1 protein-coding gene and 1 pseudogene are annotated in these 20136 nt (G+C 70.0%); both read right to left on the reverse strand.

What is annotated here, in order from left to right:
* Positions 1 to 27: 27 nt before the first annotated feature.
* Positions 28 to 14733 (reverse strand): orfamide A non-ribosomal peptide synthetase OfaC, encoded by a 14706-nt coding sequence (ofaC, locus tag F6S12_RS16935; protein ID WP_315869115.1) that lies wholly within the window; start codon positions 14731 to 14733, stop codon positions 28 to 30.
* A pseudogene (gene ofaB, locus F6S12_RS16940) lies at positions 14730 to 20136 on the reverse strand (orfamide A non-ribosomal peptide synthetase OfaB); the annotation flags it as partial. The pseudogene ofaB and the gene ofaC, both read right to left, overlap by 4 nt.

A 20136-nucleotide genomic window follows, 5' to 3' on the forward strand; every position in this document is an offset into this window, starting at 1 on the left:
GGGCCAGCGCCTGTGTTGCCCCGCGCCCTATGACATGACCTCCCCCTGGGGCAGCGCCAGGCCGTCATGCCACCAGGCCGCCAGGTGGTAGACGTTGGGCGCCTTGAGCAGGCTGAAGTGGTTGCCCGGGCCGTACCACACCTGCAGGTGCGCAGCCTGCCGGCGCCAGCCCTGGACCATCCCCTGCTGCTCCCGGCGGTTGCCGGCGGCGTCCAGGCTCGGGTCACCCGCCAGCACCAGGCGCACCTTGCCCTGGTACGGGCGCAGAGGCTGGTAGCGGGTGCGCAGGGCGCTGGCGAAGGTTCGCGCCGGGCCGTGCATGGCCCGCGGATCGGCGCGCGGGGACAACAGCCCGACCCGTACCATGCCGGCATGCAGCAGGTGCATCTGCATGCCATCGTCCTCGGCGGCGAAGCGCTCGGGGTCGATGCCCATGTCCTGGCCTGCAGCCAGTTGCATGGATTCGATCAAGCGCCACAGCGCCGCGGTGGTGGTATAGGGCCGCCCTAGCGCGCCATTGCCTCCGGGAGCCTCACTGTCGATCAGGGTCAGCGACACCACTTCGCGACCGGCGGCCTGCAGGACCCCGGCCATCTCGAATGCCACCCAGCCGCCGAAGGAATGGCCGATCAGGTGCAGCGGCCCGTCGGGGTACTCGGCGGTGATGGCCTCCAGGTAATGCCGGGCCGCCACTTCGACCTGGCCATGGGGCACCCCGCAGCCGTCCAGGCCCCGGGCCTGCAGGCCGAGGATCGGCCATTCGGCCCCCAGGGCCTCGCTCAGGCCAATAAAGCCGGTGATGCTGTCACCGGCCCCGGGCACGCAGAAGATCGGCGTGTGCCCGGGGCGCCCGCTCTGGATCCGCAGCAAGGGCTGGTGCGGCACAGCGCTCACCGCGCCCTTGGCCCTGGCCGCCGCCAGGGCCTGGCCCAGGGCATGCCCCAGGGCCTGGATATGCGGCGCCTTCATCATGCTCAGGTGGTCCCCGGGTACGCTGATGCAGTGCAGTTCGCCCGCCGGCAGGATCTCGCCCCAGCCCAGGGTCGGGCTGCGCCGGGACAGCTCGGTGGGCCGTTCGGCGGCGCAGAACAGATGCACCGGCATGCCCAGGGGATGGACCCGGTAATGGGCCAGGGCATGGCCGTGGGCGACCTCGCGGTCCAGGTAATGGCCGAGCGCTTGCGGCGGCGCCGTGGCCAGTTGCTCGAACAGCAGCCCCTGGTCGCGGCAGCGTTGCAGCAGCTCGGCAAAGTCCAGTGGCTCCAGCAGCGCCTCCAGTTGTTCCAGGTGCGCCAGGGGCTGCACCCCGGCCGCGCCCTGGGCGCTCCAGTAGGCGCGGCACTGCAACAGCAGGTGGCGCTTGTGCGCGTGCTCGCCAGACCAGCGAGCCTTGCCCTGGTCGGTCAGGCGCGGCACGTAGCTGTCGATCAGGCCGAGGAACTCCACCTCCTGGTCCAGGCCCAGCAACTGCTGGGCGATCTCATAGGCCAGGACCCCACCGAAGGACCAGCCGGCCAGGCGATATGGCCCCTGCGGCTGGGCCTTGCGCATCACGTCAAGCAAGCGTGTGGCCAGGCATTCCAGGGTGCGCAACTGCGGCTCGCCGACCGCCACGCCGGGCAGGCCGTAGATCGGGAAATCGCCGTCCAGGTGCTGGCCCAGGGCCGGGAAATACACGTCCAGCCCGGTGAACTCATGGACCAGGAACAGCGCCGGGCCACTGCCGCCGGTGCGCACCGGGATCAGCTCGGTGGAGCGCGGCGCGGCCGTGCGCTCGCTCAACAGGCGCGCCATGGCCGCCACCGTGGCGTGCTGGAACAGCTCCGCCAGGGTCACGTCGTACGCCGCCTGTTGCAGGCGGTTGAGCAACTGGATGGCCGAGAGCGAATGCCCGCCCTGTTCGAAGAAGTGGTCGTGGCGCCCTACTTGCTCGAGCTTCAGCACCGCCGCCCAATGCCCGGCCAGGGCCTGCTCCAGCGCGCCCTGGGGCGCGGCATAGGCCTGGGCGAGCTGGGCCGCGCTGCCGGGCGCCGGCAGCGCACGGCGGTCCAGCTTGCCGTTGCGGGTCAGGGGCAAGGCCTGCAAGTGCACATAGGCCAGGGGCACCATGTAGTCCGGCAACTGCTGTTGCAGGTGGCTGCGCAGTTGCTCGGCGTCCGGCGCCGGGGTGTGCTCGTGCAGGGTGTAGTAGGCCACCAGGCGCTTGTCCCCGGGGCTGTCTTCACGCACCACGACCACGCCGTCCCGCAGGCCGGGGAAGCGGGCCAACTGCGCCTGGATTTCCCCGGGTTCGATGCGCAGGCCGCGGATCTTCACTTGCTCGTCATTGCGCCCGATGCATTCCAGAAGACCATTTTCCAGCCAGCGGCCCAGGTCGCCGGTGCGGTACATCAGGGCCGGCGCAGCGGTGCCGTGGGTCTGCTGGTGAAACGGGTCGATGAGGAACTTCTGCGCCGACAGGTCCGGACGGTTGAGGTAGCCCAGGGCCACGCCATCACCCCCGATGTACAGCTCCCCCACCACCCCCACCGGCAGCGGCTGGCCCAGGGCATCGAGCACGTACACCCGGGTGTTGGACAGCGGCCGGCCAATGGGCACGCTGTCGGCATCCGCCGCCAGCTCACCGGGCTCATGGGTCACGGCAAAGGTGGTGGTCTCGGTGGGCCCGTAGCCGTTGACCAGGCGCAAGTGCGGCAGCTCGGCCTGGATCCGCCGGAAGGCCGTGGCATCCGCCCGTTCGCCGCCACAGAGCAGCATGCGCAGCCCCTTGAAGGCCTGGGGAATCAGTTGCACGTACTGGTTGAACAGGCTGGTGGTGAGGAACAGCAGGCTGACCCCGGTGCGTTCCAGCAGCGAGCCGAAGGCGTGCGGGTCCAGCAATGTCGCGTGGTCCACCACCACGACCCGGCCACCGTTGAGCAGCGGCCCCCAGACCTCCAGGGTGCTGGCGTCGAAGGCCGGGTTGGAGGCGAAGGCCACCCGGTCCTCGGGGTTGAAATCGGCATAGCCGTTGTTGATCACCAGCCGGGTGATGGCCCGGTGCGGCACCCGCACGCCCTTGGGCGCTCCAGTGGAACCGGAGGTGTACATGACGTAGGCCACCGCCTCGGACGACAGCGCCAGGTTCGGGTTGTGCCCGGCCAGCCGGTCGAAGCGCAGGCGGTCCAGGTCGACCCGTTGCACCGCGGCTTCCAGCACCCGCTCGCTGTGGCTGAGCAGCACCGGCGCCCCGCTGTCGGCCAGCATGAACCCCAGGCGCTCGGCCGGGGCGTTGACGTCCAGCGGTACATAGGCGGCGCCGCACTTGCTCACCGCCAGTTGGCTCACCAGCAGGTCCAGGGAGCGCGGCAGCAGCAGCGCCACATGATCCCCGGGCTGCACCCCCAGTTGCAGCAGATGCTGGGCCAGTTGGTTGGCCCGGGTGTTGAGCTGGATATAGCTGAGCTGTTCGGCGCCCTGCACCGCTGCCACCTGCTGCGGCCGGGCCAGCACCTGCTCCTCGAAACACTGGTGCAGGGCCTGCTCGCGCGGGTAGTCGCGCACCGTGTCGTTGAAGCCCTCCAGTATCTGCCGGCGCTCGGCCTGCGGCAGCACCGGCACCTGGCCGATGGCCTGTTCCGGTTGCTGTTCCAGGGCCAGCAGCAGCTGTTCCAGGGTGCCGTGCAGGTAGTCGCAGATGCGCCGGGCATCGATCCCGGCGGCCACGGCGGTGAGCATGAAGCCGTCCCCCAGGTCGTCGATGCTCAGGGTCAGCGGGTAGTTGCTGCGCTCCTGGGCATTGAGCAACTGCATGCCCTCCCAGGCACTGTCGGCCTGCCCCGCCTGGTTTGCCGCCGGGGCACTGTGGCGGTAGTTGAGCAGGCTGCTGAACAACGGTGTACCCGGCTCCACCCCACTGCAACGCTGGACCAGGGCCAGCGGCGCCTGTTCGTGGCCAAGCAGCTGCGCCAGCCGCTCATGGGTGGCCAGCAGGGCCTCGCGCACCGGCAACTCGCCCAGATCGACCCGCAGCGGCAAGGTGTTGATGAACACTCCCAGGGCCCGTTCGGCGCCCTCGCCGCCCTGCATCCGCCCCAGCAGCACGGTGCCGAACACCACCTGCTGCTGCCCCGCCAGGCTGCCCAGCACCCGGCCCCAGGCCAGGTGCATCAGGCTTGCGGCACTGACCCCCAGTTGCCGCGCCTGCAAGCGCAGGCACCGGCTCAGCAGGCGGTCCAGGGGCTGGCGCGCTTCGCTGAGTTCGGCGCTGCCTCCCGGTACTTCCTGCAGGCCCAGCGGCAGGGTCGGCTGGTCGATATCGCCGAGCATCTGGCGGAAGAACGCCTCATGCTCGGCCTCGCCGATGCCCAGGCGCGCCTGGGCCACGTAGTTGCGGTACGGCACCGCTTCCCCCAGGCGCTGCTGCTGGCCCAGGAGGAAGGCTTGCAGTTCGTGCTGCAGCACCTCCAGGGCCACGTGGTCCATCACCAGGTGATGGAACAGCAGCAGGGCCACCACTCGCTGGTTCACCGGGTCGGCGGCATGCACCAGGCGCAGCAGCGGCGCCTGGGCGATGTCCAGGCGGTAGCGACGGCTGTCGAAGCGCGCCTGCAACTGGCCCAGCACCTCGCCGTCGCCAGGCTCCAGGGCGATCTCTTCGCAGCACAGCGGCGCCTGGCGCCAGACCACTTGCAGCGGCTGCGCCAGGCCTTCCCAGAGCACCGCGCTGCGCAGGATGTCATTGCGTTCGATCACCCCCTGCAAGGCCTGGGCGAAGGCCTGCAGGCGCTCGGTGCTGGCAAAGGCGAACTGCGCCTGCAACACGTAGGGGTCACCCGCTCCAGCCGCCAGATGGTGGAACAGGATGCCGGCCTGCAACGGCGCCAGCGGGTAGATGTCCTGCACATTGGCGGTACCGCCGGGCACCGTGGCCACCACCCGGTCGATGGCGGCCTGGTCCAGTGCCAGCAGCGGCAGCAGGTCCGGGGTGATGCGCGGGCAGTCGCGGTAGATCAGGTTGGCCGGTACCTGCACCTCGCGACCGCGGCCCACGGCAGCGGCCAGGGCCGCCAGGGTCGGCTGGCCGAACAGCACCCGCACATCCGCCGAGAGCCCGGCCCGGCGCATGCGGCCGATCAGGCTCACCGCCAGCAGCGAATGGCCGCCCAGCTCGAAGAAGTGGTCGTGGCGCCCCACCCGCTCGACCTTGAGCAGTTCGGCCCAGAGTTGCGCCAGGAGGATCTCGGTGTCGCCCACCGGGGCCTCGTATTCGCGCACCTGGGCCGCCTCCAGCCCCGGGGCCGGCAGGGCCTTGCGTTCCAGCTTGCCGTTGGGGCTCAGGGGCAGCGCCGCCAGGTGCACGAACAGCGCCGGCACCATGAACTCCGGCAGGTGTTCCAGCAGCGCCCGGCGCAGTTGTTCCACCTCCAGGGCCGGCTGCCCGGCAACGGTGGTGTAGTAGGCCACCAGGCGCTGGTCGCCCGGCACATCTTCCCGGACCAGCACCACCGCTTCCTTGACCCCTTCGAGCTGGGTCAGGCGCGCCTGGATTTCTCCCAGCTCGATGCGCAGGCCACGGATCTTCACCTGGTCGTCGTTGCGCCCCAGGTACTCGATAGTGCCGTCGGCCAGGTAGCGGGCCAGGTCGCCGGTGCGGTACAGGCGCGCGCCCGGTTCCTGGCTGAACGGGTCCTTGAGGAAGCGTTCGGCGCTCAGTTGTTCGCGGTTCAGGTAACCCCGGGCCACCTGCACCCCACCGATGTACAGCTCGCCCACCACGCCCCGGGGCACCGGCTGCATCTGCCCGTCCAGCAGGTAGATGCGGGTATTGGCGATGGGTTTGCCGATGGGGGTGTTGTCCGGGGTCTGTGCCAGCGGGCCGGCGCAATCCCAGGCGGTGACGTCCACCGCCGCTTCCGTGGGGCCGTAGAGGTTGTGCAGCGCCACCTGCGGCAACTGCTGCTTGAAGCGCCGCACCAGGCTGCCCGGCAGCGCCTCGCCGCTGCACATCACCTGGCGCAGGCCGGCGCATTCGCGGGTGTCGCCATAGGCCAGGAATACATCGAGCATCGAGGGCACGAAGTGCAAGGTGCTGATGCGTTCATCACGGACCACCTGGCGCAGGTAGGCCGGGTCCTTGTGCCCATCGGGGCGCGCCATCACCAGCCGTGCGCCGGTGAACAACGGCCAGAAGAACTCCCAGACCGAGACGTCGAAACTGAACGGGGTCTTCTGCAATACCGCGTCCTCGGCAGTGAGACGGTACTGCTCCTGCATCCACAGCAGGCGGTTGACCACGGCCCGGTGCTCGTTCATCGCGCCCTTGGGCCGGCCGGTGGAACCGGAGGTGTAGATCACATAGGCCAGGTGGCTCGGGGTCAGGCCGTTGAGCCGCGGGTTGACCCGGGGCTGGCGGTGCCATTGCGGCTGGTCGAGATCCACCAGGGGCAGCGCCAGGTTGCCCAGCAGCGGCCGGGTCGCGCTATCGGCCAGCAGCGCCTGGGGCGCGCTGTCGTCGAGCATGTAGGCAATGCGTTCGGCGGGGTAGCCCGGGTCGATGGGCACATAGGCGCCGCCGGCCTTGAGGATGCCCAGCAGGCCCACCACCATGGGCAGCCCGCGCTCGACACAGATCGCCACCCGGCTGTCGGGGCCGACGCCCAGGTGCAGCAGGTGCCCGGCCAGTTGGTTGGCCTGCTGGTTGAGCTCGCGGTAGCTCAGCTGCTGCTCGCCGGCCTGCACGGCGATGGCCTCGGGGCTGCGCAACACCTGGGTCTCGAACAGCCCGTGCAGGGTCTGTTCCAGGGGGTAGTCGCGGGCGGTGGCATTGAAGCCGTGCAGCAGCTGTTCGCGCTCGGCGGCATCCAGCAGCGGCACCTGTGCCAGCAGCATCTGTTCATCGGCCACCATGGCCTGCAGCACCCGCTGCAGGTAGCCGGCATACCGCAGCATGGTGGTTTCATCGAACAGCGCCGTGGCGTATTCCAGGCTGCCTTCGATGCGGTCCTGCACCTCCCCCAGGCTCAGGGACAGGTCGAACTTGGCGAAGTGGCTGGCCTCGTGGATGCCCTCCAGTTGCAGGTCCCCCAGCTCCAGCTGCGGGCCGTCGCCGTTCTGCCAGGTGAACAGGGTCTGGAACAGCGGGCTGTGGGACAGGCTGCGCAACGGCCGCAGGATCTCCACCACCTGCTCGAACGGCAGGTGCTGGTGAGCCTGGGCCTCCAGGGTGCGGGCGCGGACCTGGGCCAGCAGCGCCTGGACCCGGGGCGCCGCCTCCAGGTCCAGGCGCAGGGCCAGGGTGTTGACGAACAGCCCGATCAACCCTTCCACCTCGGCGCGCATGCGGTTGGCCACCGGGGTGCCGATCACCACCTCGGCCTGCCCCGAGAGCCGCCCCAGCAGCAGCGCCCAGGCGCCCATCAGGGTCATGTACAAGGTGGTGCCATGGCGCTGGCTCAGGGCGCGCAGGCCGGCGGTCAATTGCGCATCCAGACGCACCTCGACGCTGCTGCCGGCGTAGTCCTGCTGGGCCGGCCGTGGCCGGTCGGTGGGCAGCATGAGCAACGGCGGCGCCCCCTCCAGGGCCTGCCGCCAGTACTGCGCCTGCTGCTCCAGCACCGCGCCACTGAGCCAGTGCCGCTGCCAGTGGGCAAAGTCGCTGTACTGCACCGCCAGCGGCGCCAGGGGGTCGGGCAGGCCACGACTGAAGGCCTGGTACAGCGCCACCAGTTCCCGGGTCAGCACGCCCATGGACCAGCCATCGCTGACGATATGGTGCAGGGTCAGCAACAGCACATGGTGGTCGTCCGCCAGGCTGACCAGGCGCCCGCGGATCAGCGGCCCGCGTTGCAGGTCGAACGGCGCCGAGGCCTCGCCCTGCACCAGGGCCTGCAAGGCGTCGCTGGCCTGGGGGTGGCCCCGCAGGTTTTCCAGCAGCAGCTCCAGCCCGGATTCGGCCGGGGCGATCAGCACCTGGGCTTCGTCACCGTACTGGGCAAAGCGGCTGCGCAGGGTTTCATGGCGCGCGACGATGCGCTCCAGGGCCTGCTGCAGGGCCGCGCCGTCCAGTGGCCCGCGCAGGCGCAGGCCGATGGGAATGTTGTAGGCGGTGTTGGCCCCTTCCATCTGCGCCAGGAACCACAGGCGCTGCTGGGCGAAGGACAGCGCCAGCGGCTGGTTGCGCGGCGCCGGCAGCAGGTCCGGCAGGCTGCTGCGCTCGGCCCGGGCCAGGGCCGCGGCCACGGCGCACAGTTCGGCATTGGCGAACAGCTCGCCCAGGGCCAGCTCCACCCCCAGGCGCTGCCGCACCTGGGACAGCATGCGCATGGCCAGCAGCGAATGGCCGCCCAGTTCGAAGAAGTGATCGTGGCGCCCTACCCGCTCGACCTGCAGCAGCTCGCTCCAGATCTGCGCCAGGGCGATCTCGCTGTCGCCCTCGGGGGCCACATAGTCCCGGCTCAGCAGCGCCTCCAGCGGCGGTTGCGGCAACGCCCGGCGGTCGAGCTTGCCGTTGGCGGTCAGGGGCAAGGCAGCGAGGTGCACATAGGCCGCCGGCACCATGTACTCCGGCAGTTGCTCCAGCAGGCGCCTGCGCAGCTCGGCCGGGCTCGGCTCGGCGCCGGGGGTTGCACTGAAATAGGCCACCAGCCGGGTCTGCCCCGGCTGGTCTTCCCGGGCCAGCAGCACCGCCTCGCGGATGCCCGGAAGGCGGTTGAGGCAGGTCTCGATCTCCCCCAGCTCGATGCGCACGCCACGTACCTTCACCTGGTCGTCGTTGCGCCCCAGGTAGTCGATGCGCCCGTCCGCCCGCCAGCGCGCCAGGTCGCCGCTGCGGTACATGCGTGCGCCCGGCACGGTGCTGAAGGGGTCTTCAAGAAAGCGTTCGGCCGTCAGCTCCGGGCGGTTGAGGTAGCCCCGGGCCACCCCGGCGCCGCCCACATACAGCTCACCGGCGACGCCGATGGGCACCGGCCGCTGCTGCGGGTCCAGCAGGTAGATCCGTGCATTGGCGATGGGCCGGCCGATGTCCAGGGGCCCGCCGGCCAGCAGCCGCCCGGAGCTGGCCACCACCGTGGTTTCGGTGGGGCCGTAGTTGTTGAACACGGCAAAGCTCGGCTCCTGGCTGAACTGGCGCAGGCGGTCGCCGCCGATCAGCAGGGTGCGCAAGGTCGGGTGGCCCAGGCCCTGGCTGAAGGCGTATTCGGCCACCGGGGTCGGCAAAAAGCTCAGGTCCAGGGGCTGGGCCTGCCACCAGTGCAGCAGTTGGTCGAGGTCCTGGTGGCCGATACCGGCCGGCGGCAGGTGCAGGGTGGCGCCGCCGCAGAGCGTCGGCCAGAGTTCCCAGGCCATGGCGTCGAAGCCGAAACCGGCGACGCTGGAGGCATGTCGCCCCGGCCCCAGGTCGAAGGCCTGGCAATGCCAGTCCAGCAGGTTTTCCAGGCTGGCATGCTCCACCATCACGCCCTTGGGCAGGCCGGTGGAACCGGAGGTGTAGATCACATAGGCCAGGTGCGTGCAGCTCATGCCCGGCACCTGCAGGTTGCCCTCGGGGCGGGCCTGCCACTCGGGCTGGTCGAGGTCCACCCGAACCATGGCCGGTTGGCCCACCAGGGCCCGGGTGCTGCCCTGCACCAGCAGCGCCAGCGGCGCGCTGTCCTGCAGCAGGTAGGCGATGCGTTCCGCGGGGTGACCCGGGTCGATGGGCACATAGGCGCCACCGGCCTTGAGAATCCCCAGCAGGCCGATCACCATCCCCGGCCCGCGCTCGACGCAGATCGCCACCCGCTGATCCGGGCCCACCCCCAGCTCCCGCAAGTGCCAGGCCAGTTGGTTGGCCCGGGCATTCAACTGGCCATAGCTCAGGCGCTGCGCGCCCACCTGCAGGGCCGTGGCCTCGGGCTGCCGAGCGGCAAAGGCCTCGAAGCGCTGGGCCAGGGTCCGGCCCCGTGGGTAGTCCACGGCGCTGGCGTTGAAATCCTCCAGCAGTTGCCGGCGCTCGGTCTCATCCAGCCACTGCACCTGGGCCAGGCATTGCTGATCGTCGGCCACCATGGCCCGCAGCACCTGCACCAGGTAGGCGGCATAGCGCTGCACCGTGGCCTCATCGAACAGCGCGGTGGCGTAGTCCAGGGTTCCGCGGATCTGCCCCTGGCTTTCTCCCAGGCTCAGGGTCAGGTCGAACTTGGCCACCGCGCTGGCCCCGGCCACACCTTCGAGTTTCAGGTCCCCCAGTTGCAGGTCCTGGGCGAAGTTGTCGACCCAGGTCAGCACCACTTGGAACAGCGGGCTGTGGGACAGACTGCGCTGGGGCCGGACGATTTCCACCACCTGCTCGAACGGCAGGTCCTGGTGCCCCTGGGCCTCCAGGCTGCGGGCGCGGACCTGGGCCAGCAGCTCGCTCACGCTCTGCCCCGGGTCCAGGTCCAGGCGCAGGGCCAGGGTGTTGACGAAGAGCCCGATCAGCCCTTCCACCTCGGCGCGCATGCGGTTGGCCACCGGGCTGCCGATCAGCAGATCGTCCTGCCCCGAAAGGCGGCTCAGCAGCAGCCCCCAGCCGGCCAGCAGGGTCATGTAGAGGGTGCAGCCATGGCGCTGGCTCAGGGCCTTGAGCTGGTCGCTCAGGGCCCGGTCCAGCAGCAGCTCGATGCTGCCACCGCTGAAATCCTGCTGCTGCGGCCGCGGCCGGTCGGTGGGCAGCATCAGCAGGCTGGGCGCGCCGGCCAGGGCCTGGCGCCAGTAGTCACTCTGCTGCTGCAGCACCTCGCCGCTGAGCCAGCGCCGTTGCCACAGGGCAAAGTCGCTGTACTGCACCGCCAGCGGCGCCAAGGGATCGGGCCGGCCCTGGCTGAAGGCCTCGTACAGGGCCACCAGCTCCCGGGTCAGCACGCTCATGGACCAACCATCGGCAACGATGTGGTGCAGGGTCAGGAGCAGCACATGGTGATCGTCCGCCAGGGCCAGCAGGCGCGCGCGGATCACCGGCCCCTGCTCCAGGTCGAAGGCCTGGGCGGCTTCGGCACGCACCCGCCCGGCCAGGGTCAGCGGCGCCTGGCGCAGGTCTTCCTCGTGCAGTTCCAGAGCGCTGTCCAGGGGCCCGATCAGCACCTGGGGCTGGTCCTCTACGCGCACGAAACGGCTGCGCAAGGTGGCGTGGCGGCTGACGATGGCCTGCAGCGCCTGGCGCAGCGCCGAGCGATCGAGCTGCCCGCGCAGGCCCAGGCCGATGGGAATGTTGTAGGCGCTGGCGGCACCGTCCATCTGCGCCAGGAACCACAGGCGCTGCTGGGCGAAGGACAGCGGCAGGTCGTGATCCTGCACCGCCGGGAAGATCTCCGGCAGATGGCTGCGCCCGGCGCGCTCCAGCACCGCGGCCACCGCGCTCAGCTCGGCATTGGCGAACAGCTCGCCCAGGGCCAGTTCCACCCCCAGGCGCTGGCGTACCTGGGACACCATGCGCATGGCCAGCAGCGAATGGCCGCCCAGCTCGAAAAAGTGATCCTGGCGCCCGACCCGCGGCAGGTGCAACACCTCCTGCCAGATCGCGGCCAGGGTGGTTTCGGTAGCGCCTTGCGGGGCCTGGTATTCACGGCCAAACAGCGCCGCCTGATCCGGCGCCGGCAGGGCCTTGCGGTCGAGCTTGCCATTGGCGGTCAGGGGCAAGGCGTCGAGCCGTACATAAGCCACCGGCACCATGTAGTCAGGCAACTGCGCCAGCAGGTGGGCGCGCAACTGCGCCACGTCCAGGGCGACATCCTGCTGCTGGGTGAAATAGGCCACCAGCCGCGGGTTGCCCGGCTGATCCTCGCGGGCCAGCAGCACCGCCTCCTGGATACCGGGGAACTGGCAGAGACGGGTCTCGATTTCCCCCAGCTCGATGCGCACGCCGCGGATCTTCACCTGATCGTCGTTGCGCCCCAGGTAGTCGATGCGCCCGTCCGCCAGCCAGCGCGCCAGGTCGCCGCTGCGGTACATGCGCGCCCCAGGCTGGTCGCTGAAGGGATCGTCGAGAAAGCGTTCAGCGGTCAATTGCGGGCGGTTGAGGTACCCCCGGGCCACCCCGGCGCCGCCCACATACAGCTCACCGGCGACGCCGATGGGCACCGGGCGCTGCTGGGAATCCAGCAGGTAAATGCGCGCGTTGGCCACCGGCCGGCCGATGTCCAGCTCGCCACCGGCGTGGATCGGCCCGGAACTGGCCACCACCGTGGCTTCGGTGGGGCCGTAGTTGTTGACCAGGGCAAAGCCCTGGTCGTGGCTGAACTGGCGCAGGCGGTCGCCGCCGATCAGCAGCGTGCGCAGGCTCGGGTGGCCCTGCTCCTGGCTGAAGGCGTACTCGGCCACCGGGGTCGGCAGGAAGCTCACGTCCAGGGGCTGGGCACGCCACCAGGCGAGCAAGGCATCCAGGTCCTCGCTGCCGTCCTGGGCCGGTGCCAGGTGCAGGGTCGCGCCCACACACAGCGCCGGCCAGACCTCCCAGGCCATGGCATCGAAACCGAAGCCGGCCAGGCACGAGGCCTGGCTGCCGGGACGCAGGTCGAAGGCCTGGCAGTGCCAGTCCACCAGGTTGCCCAGGGTCCGGTGCTCCACCATCACCCCCTTGGGCAGGCCGGTGGAGCCGGAGGTGTAGATCACATAGGCCAGGTTGGCCGCGCTCAGCCCCGGTACCTGGGCATTGTCCGCCGTCTGATCGAGCCACAACCGCTGGTTGAGTTCGATCACCGGCACCGCCAGGGCCGGCAGGCGCCCCAGCAGCTCGGCCTGGGTCAGCACCGCCCGCGGGCCGCAGTCCTGGAGCAGGTAGTTCAGACGCTCGGCCGGGTGGGCCGGGTCGATGGGCACATAGCAGGCCCCGGCCTTGAGAATCGCCAATAGGCCCACCACCGTTTCCAGGCTGCGCCGGGCAACTATGGCCACCCGGTCATCGGGCTGCACCCCCAGCCCGCGCAGTTGCCGGGCCAGGACATTGGCCTGTCGGTTGAGCTCGGCATAGCTCAGCGAGCGGCCCTGGTAGCAGGCCGCCAGGGCGTCTGGGGTGCGCTGCGCCTGGGCCTCGATGCGGCCATGGATAGCCTGCCCCCGGGGGTAGTCCACCGCGCTGCGGTTGAAGCCTTCCAGCACCTGCTCGCGCTCCGCCACCGGCAGGATCGGCAACTGCTCCAGGGCCAGTTGCGGCGTCTGCTCCAGGGCCTGGGCCAGGTTCTCCAGGGTGCACAGCAGGTAGCCGAGGATGCGCCGCGGGTCGACCTGGGTGCTGGCCAGCAGAGTCAGGCTGAAATCCTGCCCGAGGTCGTCGACGCTCAGGGTCAGGGGGTAGTTGGTGCGCTCCTCGGAGCTCAGGGTGCTGATCCCGGCCCAGGCGGCCTGGGCCGCGGCACTGGCCCCGGCAGCACTGTGCCGGTAGTTGAGCAAGGCGCTGAACAGCGGGGTCGGTGCGCTCACGCCGCTGCAACGCTGGGCCAGGGCCAGGGCCGCGTGTTCGTGGCGCAGCAAGGTGGTGAGCCGGGCATGGGTGGCCTTGAGGGCCTCGCCCAGGCCCTGGCTGTCCACATCCAGGCGAAACGGCAAGGTGTTGATGAAGATCCCCAGGGCCCGCTCGGTGGCTTCGGCGCCTTGCAGGCGGCCCATCAGCACAGTGCCGAACACCACCTTGTGCTTGCCCGCCAGGGTGCCCAGCACCCGGCCCCAGGCCAGGTGGAACAGGCTGGCCGCGCTGACCCCGGCCAGCCGGGCCCGGGTCCGCAGGCGCTGGCTCAACTCGGTTGGCAGGGCCTGGGTGCATTCCTCGATGGCCCGGCCATCGCCCTGCACATCCTGCAGGCCGTAAGGCAGGGTCGGCTCGTCGATATCGCCGAGCATCTGGCGGAAGAACGCTTCGTGCTCCTGTTCGCTGATGCCCAGCCGCGCCTGGGCCACGTAGTTGCGAAACGGCATGGCCGGCCCCAGGCGCTCGGCCTGCCCGGAGAGGAAGGCCTGCATCTCGTGGCGCACCACATCCAGGGCGCTGTGGTCCAGGGCCATGTGGTGGAACAGCAGCATGGCGACGATGCGCTGCCCGGCTTCATCCCGGGCATGCACCAGGCGCAGCAGCGGCGCCTGGCTGACGTCCAGGCGATAGTGGCGGGCGTCGAAACGCGCATGCAACTGGGCCAGAACCTCACCGGCCGCAGGGTCGGTCTCGACCTCTTGCAGCTCCAGCCCGGCCTCGCGCCAGACCACCTGCATCGGCTGCTCCAGGCCATCCCAGAGCACCGCGGTGCGCAGGATGTCGTGCCGCGCAATGACCCCGCGCAGGGCCTCGGCAAAGGCTTCCAGGCGTTCCTCGCTGGCGAAGGCGAACTGCGCCTGCATCACATAGGGGTCGCCCTGCTGCGCACTGACGTGGTGGTAGAGAATGCCCTCCTGCAGGGGCGCCAGGGGGTAGATGTCCTGCACGTTGGCGACCCCGCCCGGGACGCTGGCGACAATGCGCTCGATGGCCTCCTGGTCGAGGTTGGCCAGGGGCAGCATCGCCGGGGTGATGCGGCTGATGCCCGGGGTGATGCCATTGGCCGGCACCTGCACCTGCCCGGCCTTGCTCGGCGAATACTGGCCGGCGCGGATCAGCTCGATCAGCTCCGGCTTGTGCTCGCGCAAGCGGGCCAGTAGCTGCGGTTCGCTCAGGGCCTGCTTGTTGCCCTGGACCACCAGCTGGTCGTCCTTGAGCACCAGTTGCACATCCTTTTCCTTCAGTGTCGCCAACAGTTCGATCACGCTCACAGGACGATCTCCATTCGTTCGGTCATGGCCGCGTAGGCCGCCAGGGTCGGCTGTTCGAACAACGCCCGGACATCGGCTTCCATGCCTAGCTCACGCATGCGGCTGATCAGGCTGACCGCCAGCAGTGAGTGCCCACCCAGTTCAAAGAAATGATCGTGACGCCCCACCCGCTCGACATTGAGCAGTTCGGCCCACAGCCGCGCCAGGGCGATTTCGGTGTCGCCCACCGGGGCCTCGTACTCGCGCACCTGGGCCGCCTCCAGCCCCGGGGCCGGCAGTTCCTTGCGCGCCAGCTTGCCGTTGGCGCTCAGGGGCAGCGCCACCAGGTGCACGAACAGCGCCGGCACCATGAACTCCGGCAGGTGCTGCAGCAGTTGCGTGCGCAGGTGCTCGACGGGCAGGCGCCGGGCGCTGTCGTGGGTGGTGTAGTAGGCCACCAGGCGCTGGTCGCCGGGCACATCCTCGCGGGCCAGTACCACCGCCTCCTTGACCTCCTCCAGCTGAGTCAGGCGCGCCTGGATCTCCCCCAGTTCGATGCGCAGGCCGCGGATCTTCACCTGGTCGTCGTTGCGCCCCAGGTACTCGATAGTGCCGTCGGCCTGATAGCGCCCGAGGTCGCCGGTGCGGTACAGGCGCGCCCCCGGTTCCTGGCTGAACGGGTCCTTGAGGAAACGTTCGGCGCTCAACTGCTCGCGGTTCAGGTAACCCCGGGCCACCTGCACCCCGCCGATGTACAGCTCGCCCACCACCCCCAGGGGCACCGGCTGCATCTGCGCGTCCAGCAGGTAGATGCAGGTATTGGCGATGGGCTTGCCGATGGGCGTGTGGTCCGGGGTATCGGCCAGCGGGCCGCTGCAATCCCAGGCAGTGACGTCCACCGCGGCCTCCGTGGGGCCGTAGAGGTTGTGCAATGCCACCTGTGGCAGTTGCTGCTTGAAGCGCCGCACCAGGCTGCCCGGCAGTGCCTCGCCGCTGCACATCACCTGGCGCAGGCCCAGGTCCTCGGCGCCCTCGCCCTGGGCCAGGAACACATCGAGCATCGAGGGCACGAAGTGCAAGGTGCTGATGCGTTCATCACGGATCACCTGGCGCAGGTAGGCCGGGTCCTTGTGCCCGTCGGGGCGCGCCATCACCAGGCGCGCGCCGGTGAACAGCGGCCAGAAGAACTCCCAGACCGAGACGTCGAAACTGAACGGGGTCTTCTGCAACACCGCGTCCTCGGTGCCAAGGCGGTACTGCGCCTGCATCCACAACAGGCGGTTGACCACGGCCCGGTGCTCGTTCATCGCGCCCTTGGGCTGGCCGGTGGAACCGGAGGTGTAGATCACATAGGCCAGGTGCCCCGGGGTCAGCCCCTCTACTTGCGGGTTGCCCGGCGCCGGCCCGCTCCAGGCCAGCTGGTCGAGGTCCACCAGGGGCCGCGCCAGTTCGCCGAGCAATGCCCGGGTCGCGCCCTGGGCCAGCACCGCCAGGGGCGCGCTGTCGTCGAGCATGTAGGCGATGCGTTCGGCGGGGTAGCCCGGGTCGATGGGCACATAGGCGCCGCCGGCCTTGAGGATCGCCAGCAGGCCGACCACCATTTCCAGCCCGCGCTCGACACAGATCGCCACCCGGCTGTCGGGGCCGACGCCCAGTTGCAGCAGGTGCCCGGCCAGCTGGTTGGCGCGCCGGTTGAGCTCGCCGTAGCTCAGCTGCTGCTCGCCGGCCTGCACCGCAGTGGCCTCGGGGCTGCGCCGTACCTGGGCCTCGAACAGCCCGTGCAGGGTCTGCTCCAGGGGGTAATCCACGGCCGTGGCGTTGAACCCTTGCAGCAGGTGCTGACGCTCCTGCGGCGGCAGGATCGGCACCTCGCGCAGGGGCCGCTGCGGCGCCGTCTCCAGGTTCTCCACCAGGGCCAGCAGGGCCTGCTGCATGTAGCCGCAGATACGCTCGGCACCGATCCGCGCCAGGGTCATGGCGGTGAGACGGAACCCCTGGCCCAGGTCGTCGACGTTGAGGCTCAGGGGGTAGTTGGTGCGCTCCTCGCTGTGCAGGGTCTCGATGCCCTGCCAGGCCTGTTGCACGGCCTGGCTCGGCACCCCGTCGCTGCCGTGGCGGTAGTTGAGCATGGCACTGAACAGCGGCAGCGGCGCGGCCACCCCGCTGCAACGCTGGGCCAGGGCCAGGGAGGCGTGTTCATGACCCAGCAGGGCACTGAGCCGGGCGTGGGTGTCCTTGACCGCGGCACGGCTGCCACGCGCATCCAGGTCGACCCGCAGCGGCAAGGTGTTGATGAACATGCCCAGGGCCCGATCGGCGCCCTGCCCGGCGCTCAGGCGCCCCAGCAGCACGGTGCCGAACACCACCCGGTCCTGGCCCGAGGTGACGCTCAGGACCCGGGCCCAGGCCAGGTGGAACAGGCTCGCCGCACTCACTCCCAGCAACCGGGCCTGGGTCCGCAGGCGCGCACTCAGTGACGGCTCCAGGGCCTGCTGGCGCTCTTCGATGGCATCGCCATCGCCCTGCACGTCCTGCAGGCCGAACGGCAGGGTCGGCTCATCGATATCGCCGAGCATCTCGCGAAAGAATGCCTCGTGCTCTTCACGGCTCACACCCAGGCGCGCCTGGGCCACGTAGTTGCGATAGGGAATCGCCGTGCCCGCGGGCGACTGCCCCAGCAGGCAGGCCTGGATTTCCTCGCGCACCACCTCCAGGGCGGTGTGGTCCAGGGCCATGTGATGGAACAGCAGGATGGCGACGATGCGCTGGCGGGCCGGGTCCTGGGCATACACCAGGCGCATCAGCGGCGCCCGGGTCAAGTCCAGGCGCAGGTGCCGGGCATCGAAGCGCGCCTGCAGTTGCTCCAGGACCTCGCCCTGGGCGGGGTTCGCTTGCACCTCTTGCACCTGCACCCCTGCCTGGCGCCAGACCACTTGCAGCGGCTGCTTCAGGCCTTCCCAGAGCACCGCGGTGCGCAGGATGTCGTGGCGCTCGACCACCCGCTGCAGGGCTGCGGTGAAATCATCCAGGCGCTGCCGGCTGGCGAAGGCCAACTGCGATTGCAGCAGGTAGGGGTCGCCCTGCCGGGCACTCAGGTGGTGATAGAGGATGCCCTCCTGCAACGGCGCCAGCGGGTAGATGTCCTGCACGTTGGCCACGCCGCCGGGCACGCTGGCCACCACTCGGTCGATGGCTTCCTGCTCCAGTTCCACCAGCGGCAGCAGGTCCGGGGTGATGCGCGGGCAATCCGCGGTGATCCGATTGGCCGGGACCGCGACCTCGCGGCCACTGCCCACCGCAGCCGCCAGCGCAGCCAGGGTCGGCTGGCCGAACAGCACCCGCACGTCGGCGTCCAGGCCGATCTGGCGCATGCGTTCGATCAGGTTCACCGCCAGCAGCGAATGCCCGCCCAGTTCGAAGAAGTGATCATGGCGCCCCACCGCCTCCACCTGCAGCACCTCGCTCCAGATCCGTGCCAGGGCCTGTTCCACCTCGCCTTCGGGGGCCACGAATTCCCGGTTCAGCCAGGCCTCTTCCCCCGGCGGTGGCAGGGCCTTGCGGTCGAGCTTGCCGTTGGCGGTCAGGGGCATGGCCGGCAAGCGCACATAGGCCACCGGCAGCATGTAGTCCGGCAGCCGGCCTTGCAGGTGGTCGCGCAGGTCTTCGGCGGCGGCTTGCACGCCCTCGGTACGGGAAGTGAAATAGGCCAGCAGGCGCCCCTCGCGGACCAGCACCAGGGCTTCCTTGAGGGCCGGATGGGTGAGCAGCGCCGCCTCGATTTCCCCAGGTTCGATGCGCATGCCGCGCACCTTCACCTGGTCGTCGTTGCGCCCCAGGTAGTCGAGGTTGCCGTCGGCGCGCCAGCGGGCCAGGTCACCGGTGCGGTACATGCGTGCCTCGGGCTCGGCACTGAAGGGGTCGTTGAGAAAGCGCTCAGCGGTCATTTGCGGGCGGTTGAGGTAACCCCGGGCCACCCCGGCGCCGGCCACATACAGCTCGCCACTGACCCCCTGGGGCACCGGGCGCTGCAGTTCGTCCAGCAGGTAGAGCCGCGCATTGGCCACGGGCCGGCCGATATGCAGGGCGCTACCGGCCTCGATCCGCCCGGAGCTGGCCACCACCGTGGCTTCGGTGGGGCCGTAGTTGTTGATCACTGCAAAACCCGGGTCGGCGGCGAACTGGCGCAGGCGGTCGCCACCGATCAGCAAGGTGTCCAGTGTGGGGTGGCCGAGCCCCTGGCTGAAGGCGTATTCGGCCACCGGGGTCGGCAGGAAGCTGACATCCAGGGGCTGGGCGCGCCACCAGTGCAGCAGCGCTTCGATATCCTGGCTGCCCACTTCGGCGGGCGGCAGGTGCAGGGTCGCGCCGCTGCACAGGGTCGGCCAGACCTCCCAGGCCATGGCGTCGAAGCCCAGGCCGGCGACGCTGGAGCTGTGCCGCCCCGGGCCCAGGTCGAAACTCGCGCAGTGCCAGTGCACCAGGTTTTCCAGGCTCTGGTGCTCCACCATCACGCCCTTGGGCAGGCCAGTGGAACCGGAGGTGTAGATCACATAGGCCAGGTGCGCCGGGGTCAGGTGCGGCAGAAGCGGGTTGCCCTGCTCGGCCTCCTGCCAGGCAACCCCATCGAGATCGATCGACACCACCGCAAGGCTGCCCGGCAGCTCGCGGGTGGCGCTTTGTACCAGCACCGCCAGCGGCGCGCTGTCCTGCAGCAGGTAGGCGATGCGTTCGGCCGGCAGGCTCGGGTCGATGGGCACATAGGCCGCCCCGGCCTTGAGGACCGCCAGCATGCCCCGCAACAAGTGCGGCCCGCGTTGCAGGCACAGGGCCACGCGATCGTCTGGGTGCACGCCCAACTCCAGCAGTTGCCGGGCCAGCTGATTGGCCTGCTGGTTGAGCTGGCGGTAGCTCAGGCGCAACGGCCCCTGCACCAGCGCCACAGCGTCGGGAGCCTGTGCCGCTCGCGCCTCGAACAGCCCGTGCAGGGTCTGCCCGCGGGGGTAGTCGGCGGTGCTGGCATTGCAGCCCTCCAGCAGTTGCTCGCGCTCTTGTGGCGGCAGCACCGAGCACTGTTCGAGGGCCGCCTGCGGGTTGTGTTCCAGGGCCTGGGCCAGTTGCTCCAGAGCACTTTGCATATAAGCGCCGACACGCTGCGCACCGATTCCGGCCTGGGCCAGCAGCGCCAGGCTGAAGCCTTCGCCCAGGTCATCGACGCTGAGGCTCAGCGGGTAGTTGCTGCGCTCCTCGCCCCCCAGCAGTTCGACGCCCTGCCAGATATCCAGGCCGTCCGGCGCCGCCGTGTTCGGCACGCTGTGGCGGTAGTTGAGCAAGGTGTTGAACAGCGGCGCGCCGGCCGCCACCGCGCTGCAGCGCTGGGCCAGGGCCAGGGAGGCGTGCTCATGGCCGAGCAAGGCGCTGAGCCGG

It is taken from the genome of Pseudomonas sp. JV245A, assembly GCF_032424515.1.
Classification (GTDB): Bacteria; Pseudomonadota; Gammaproteobacteria; order Pseudomonadales; family Pseudomonadaceae; genus Aquipseudomonas; species Aquipseudomonas protegens.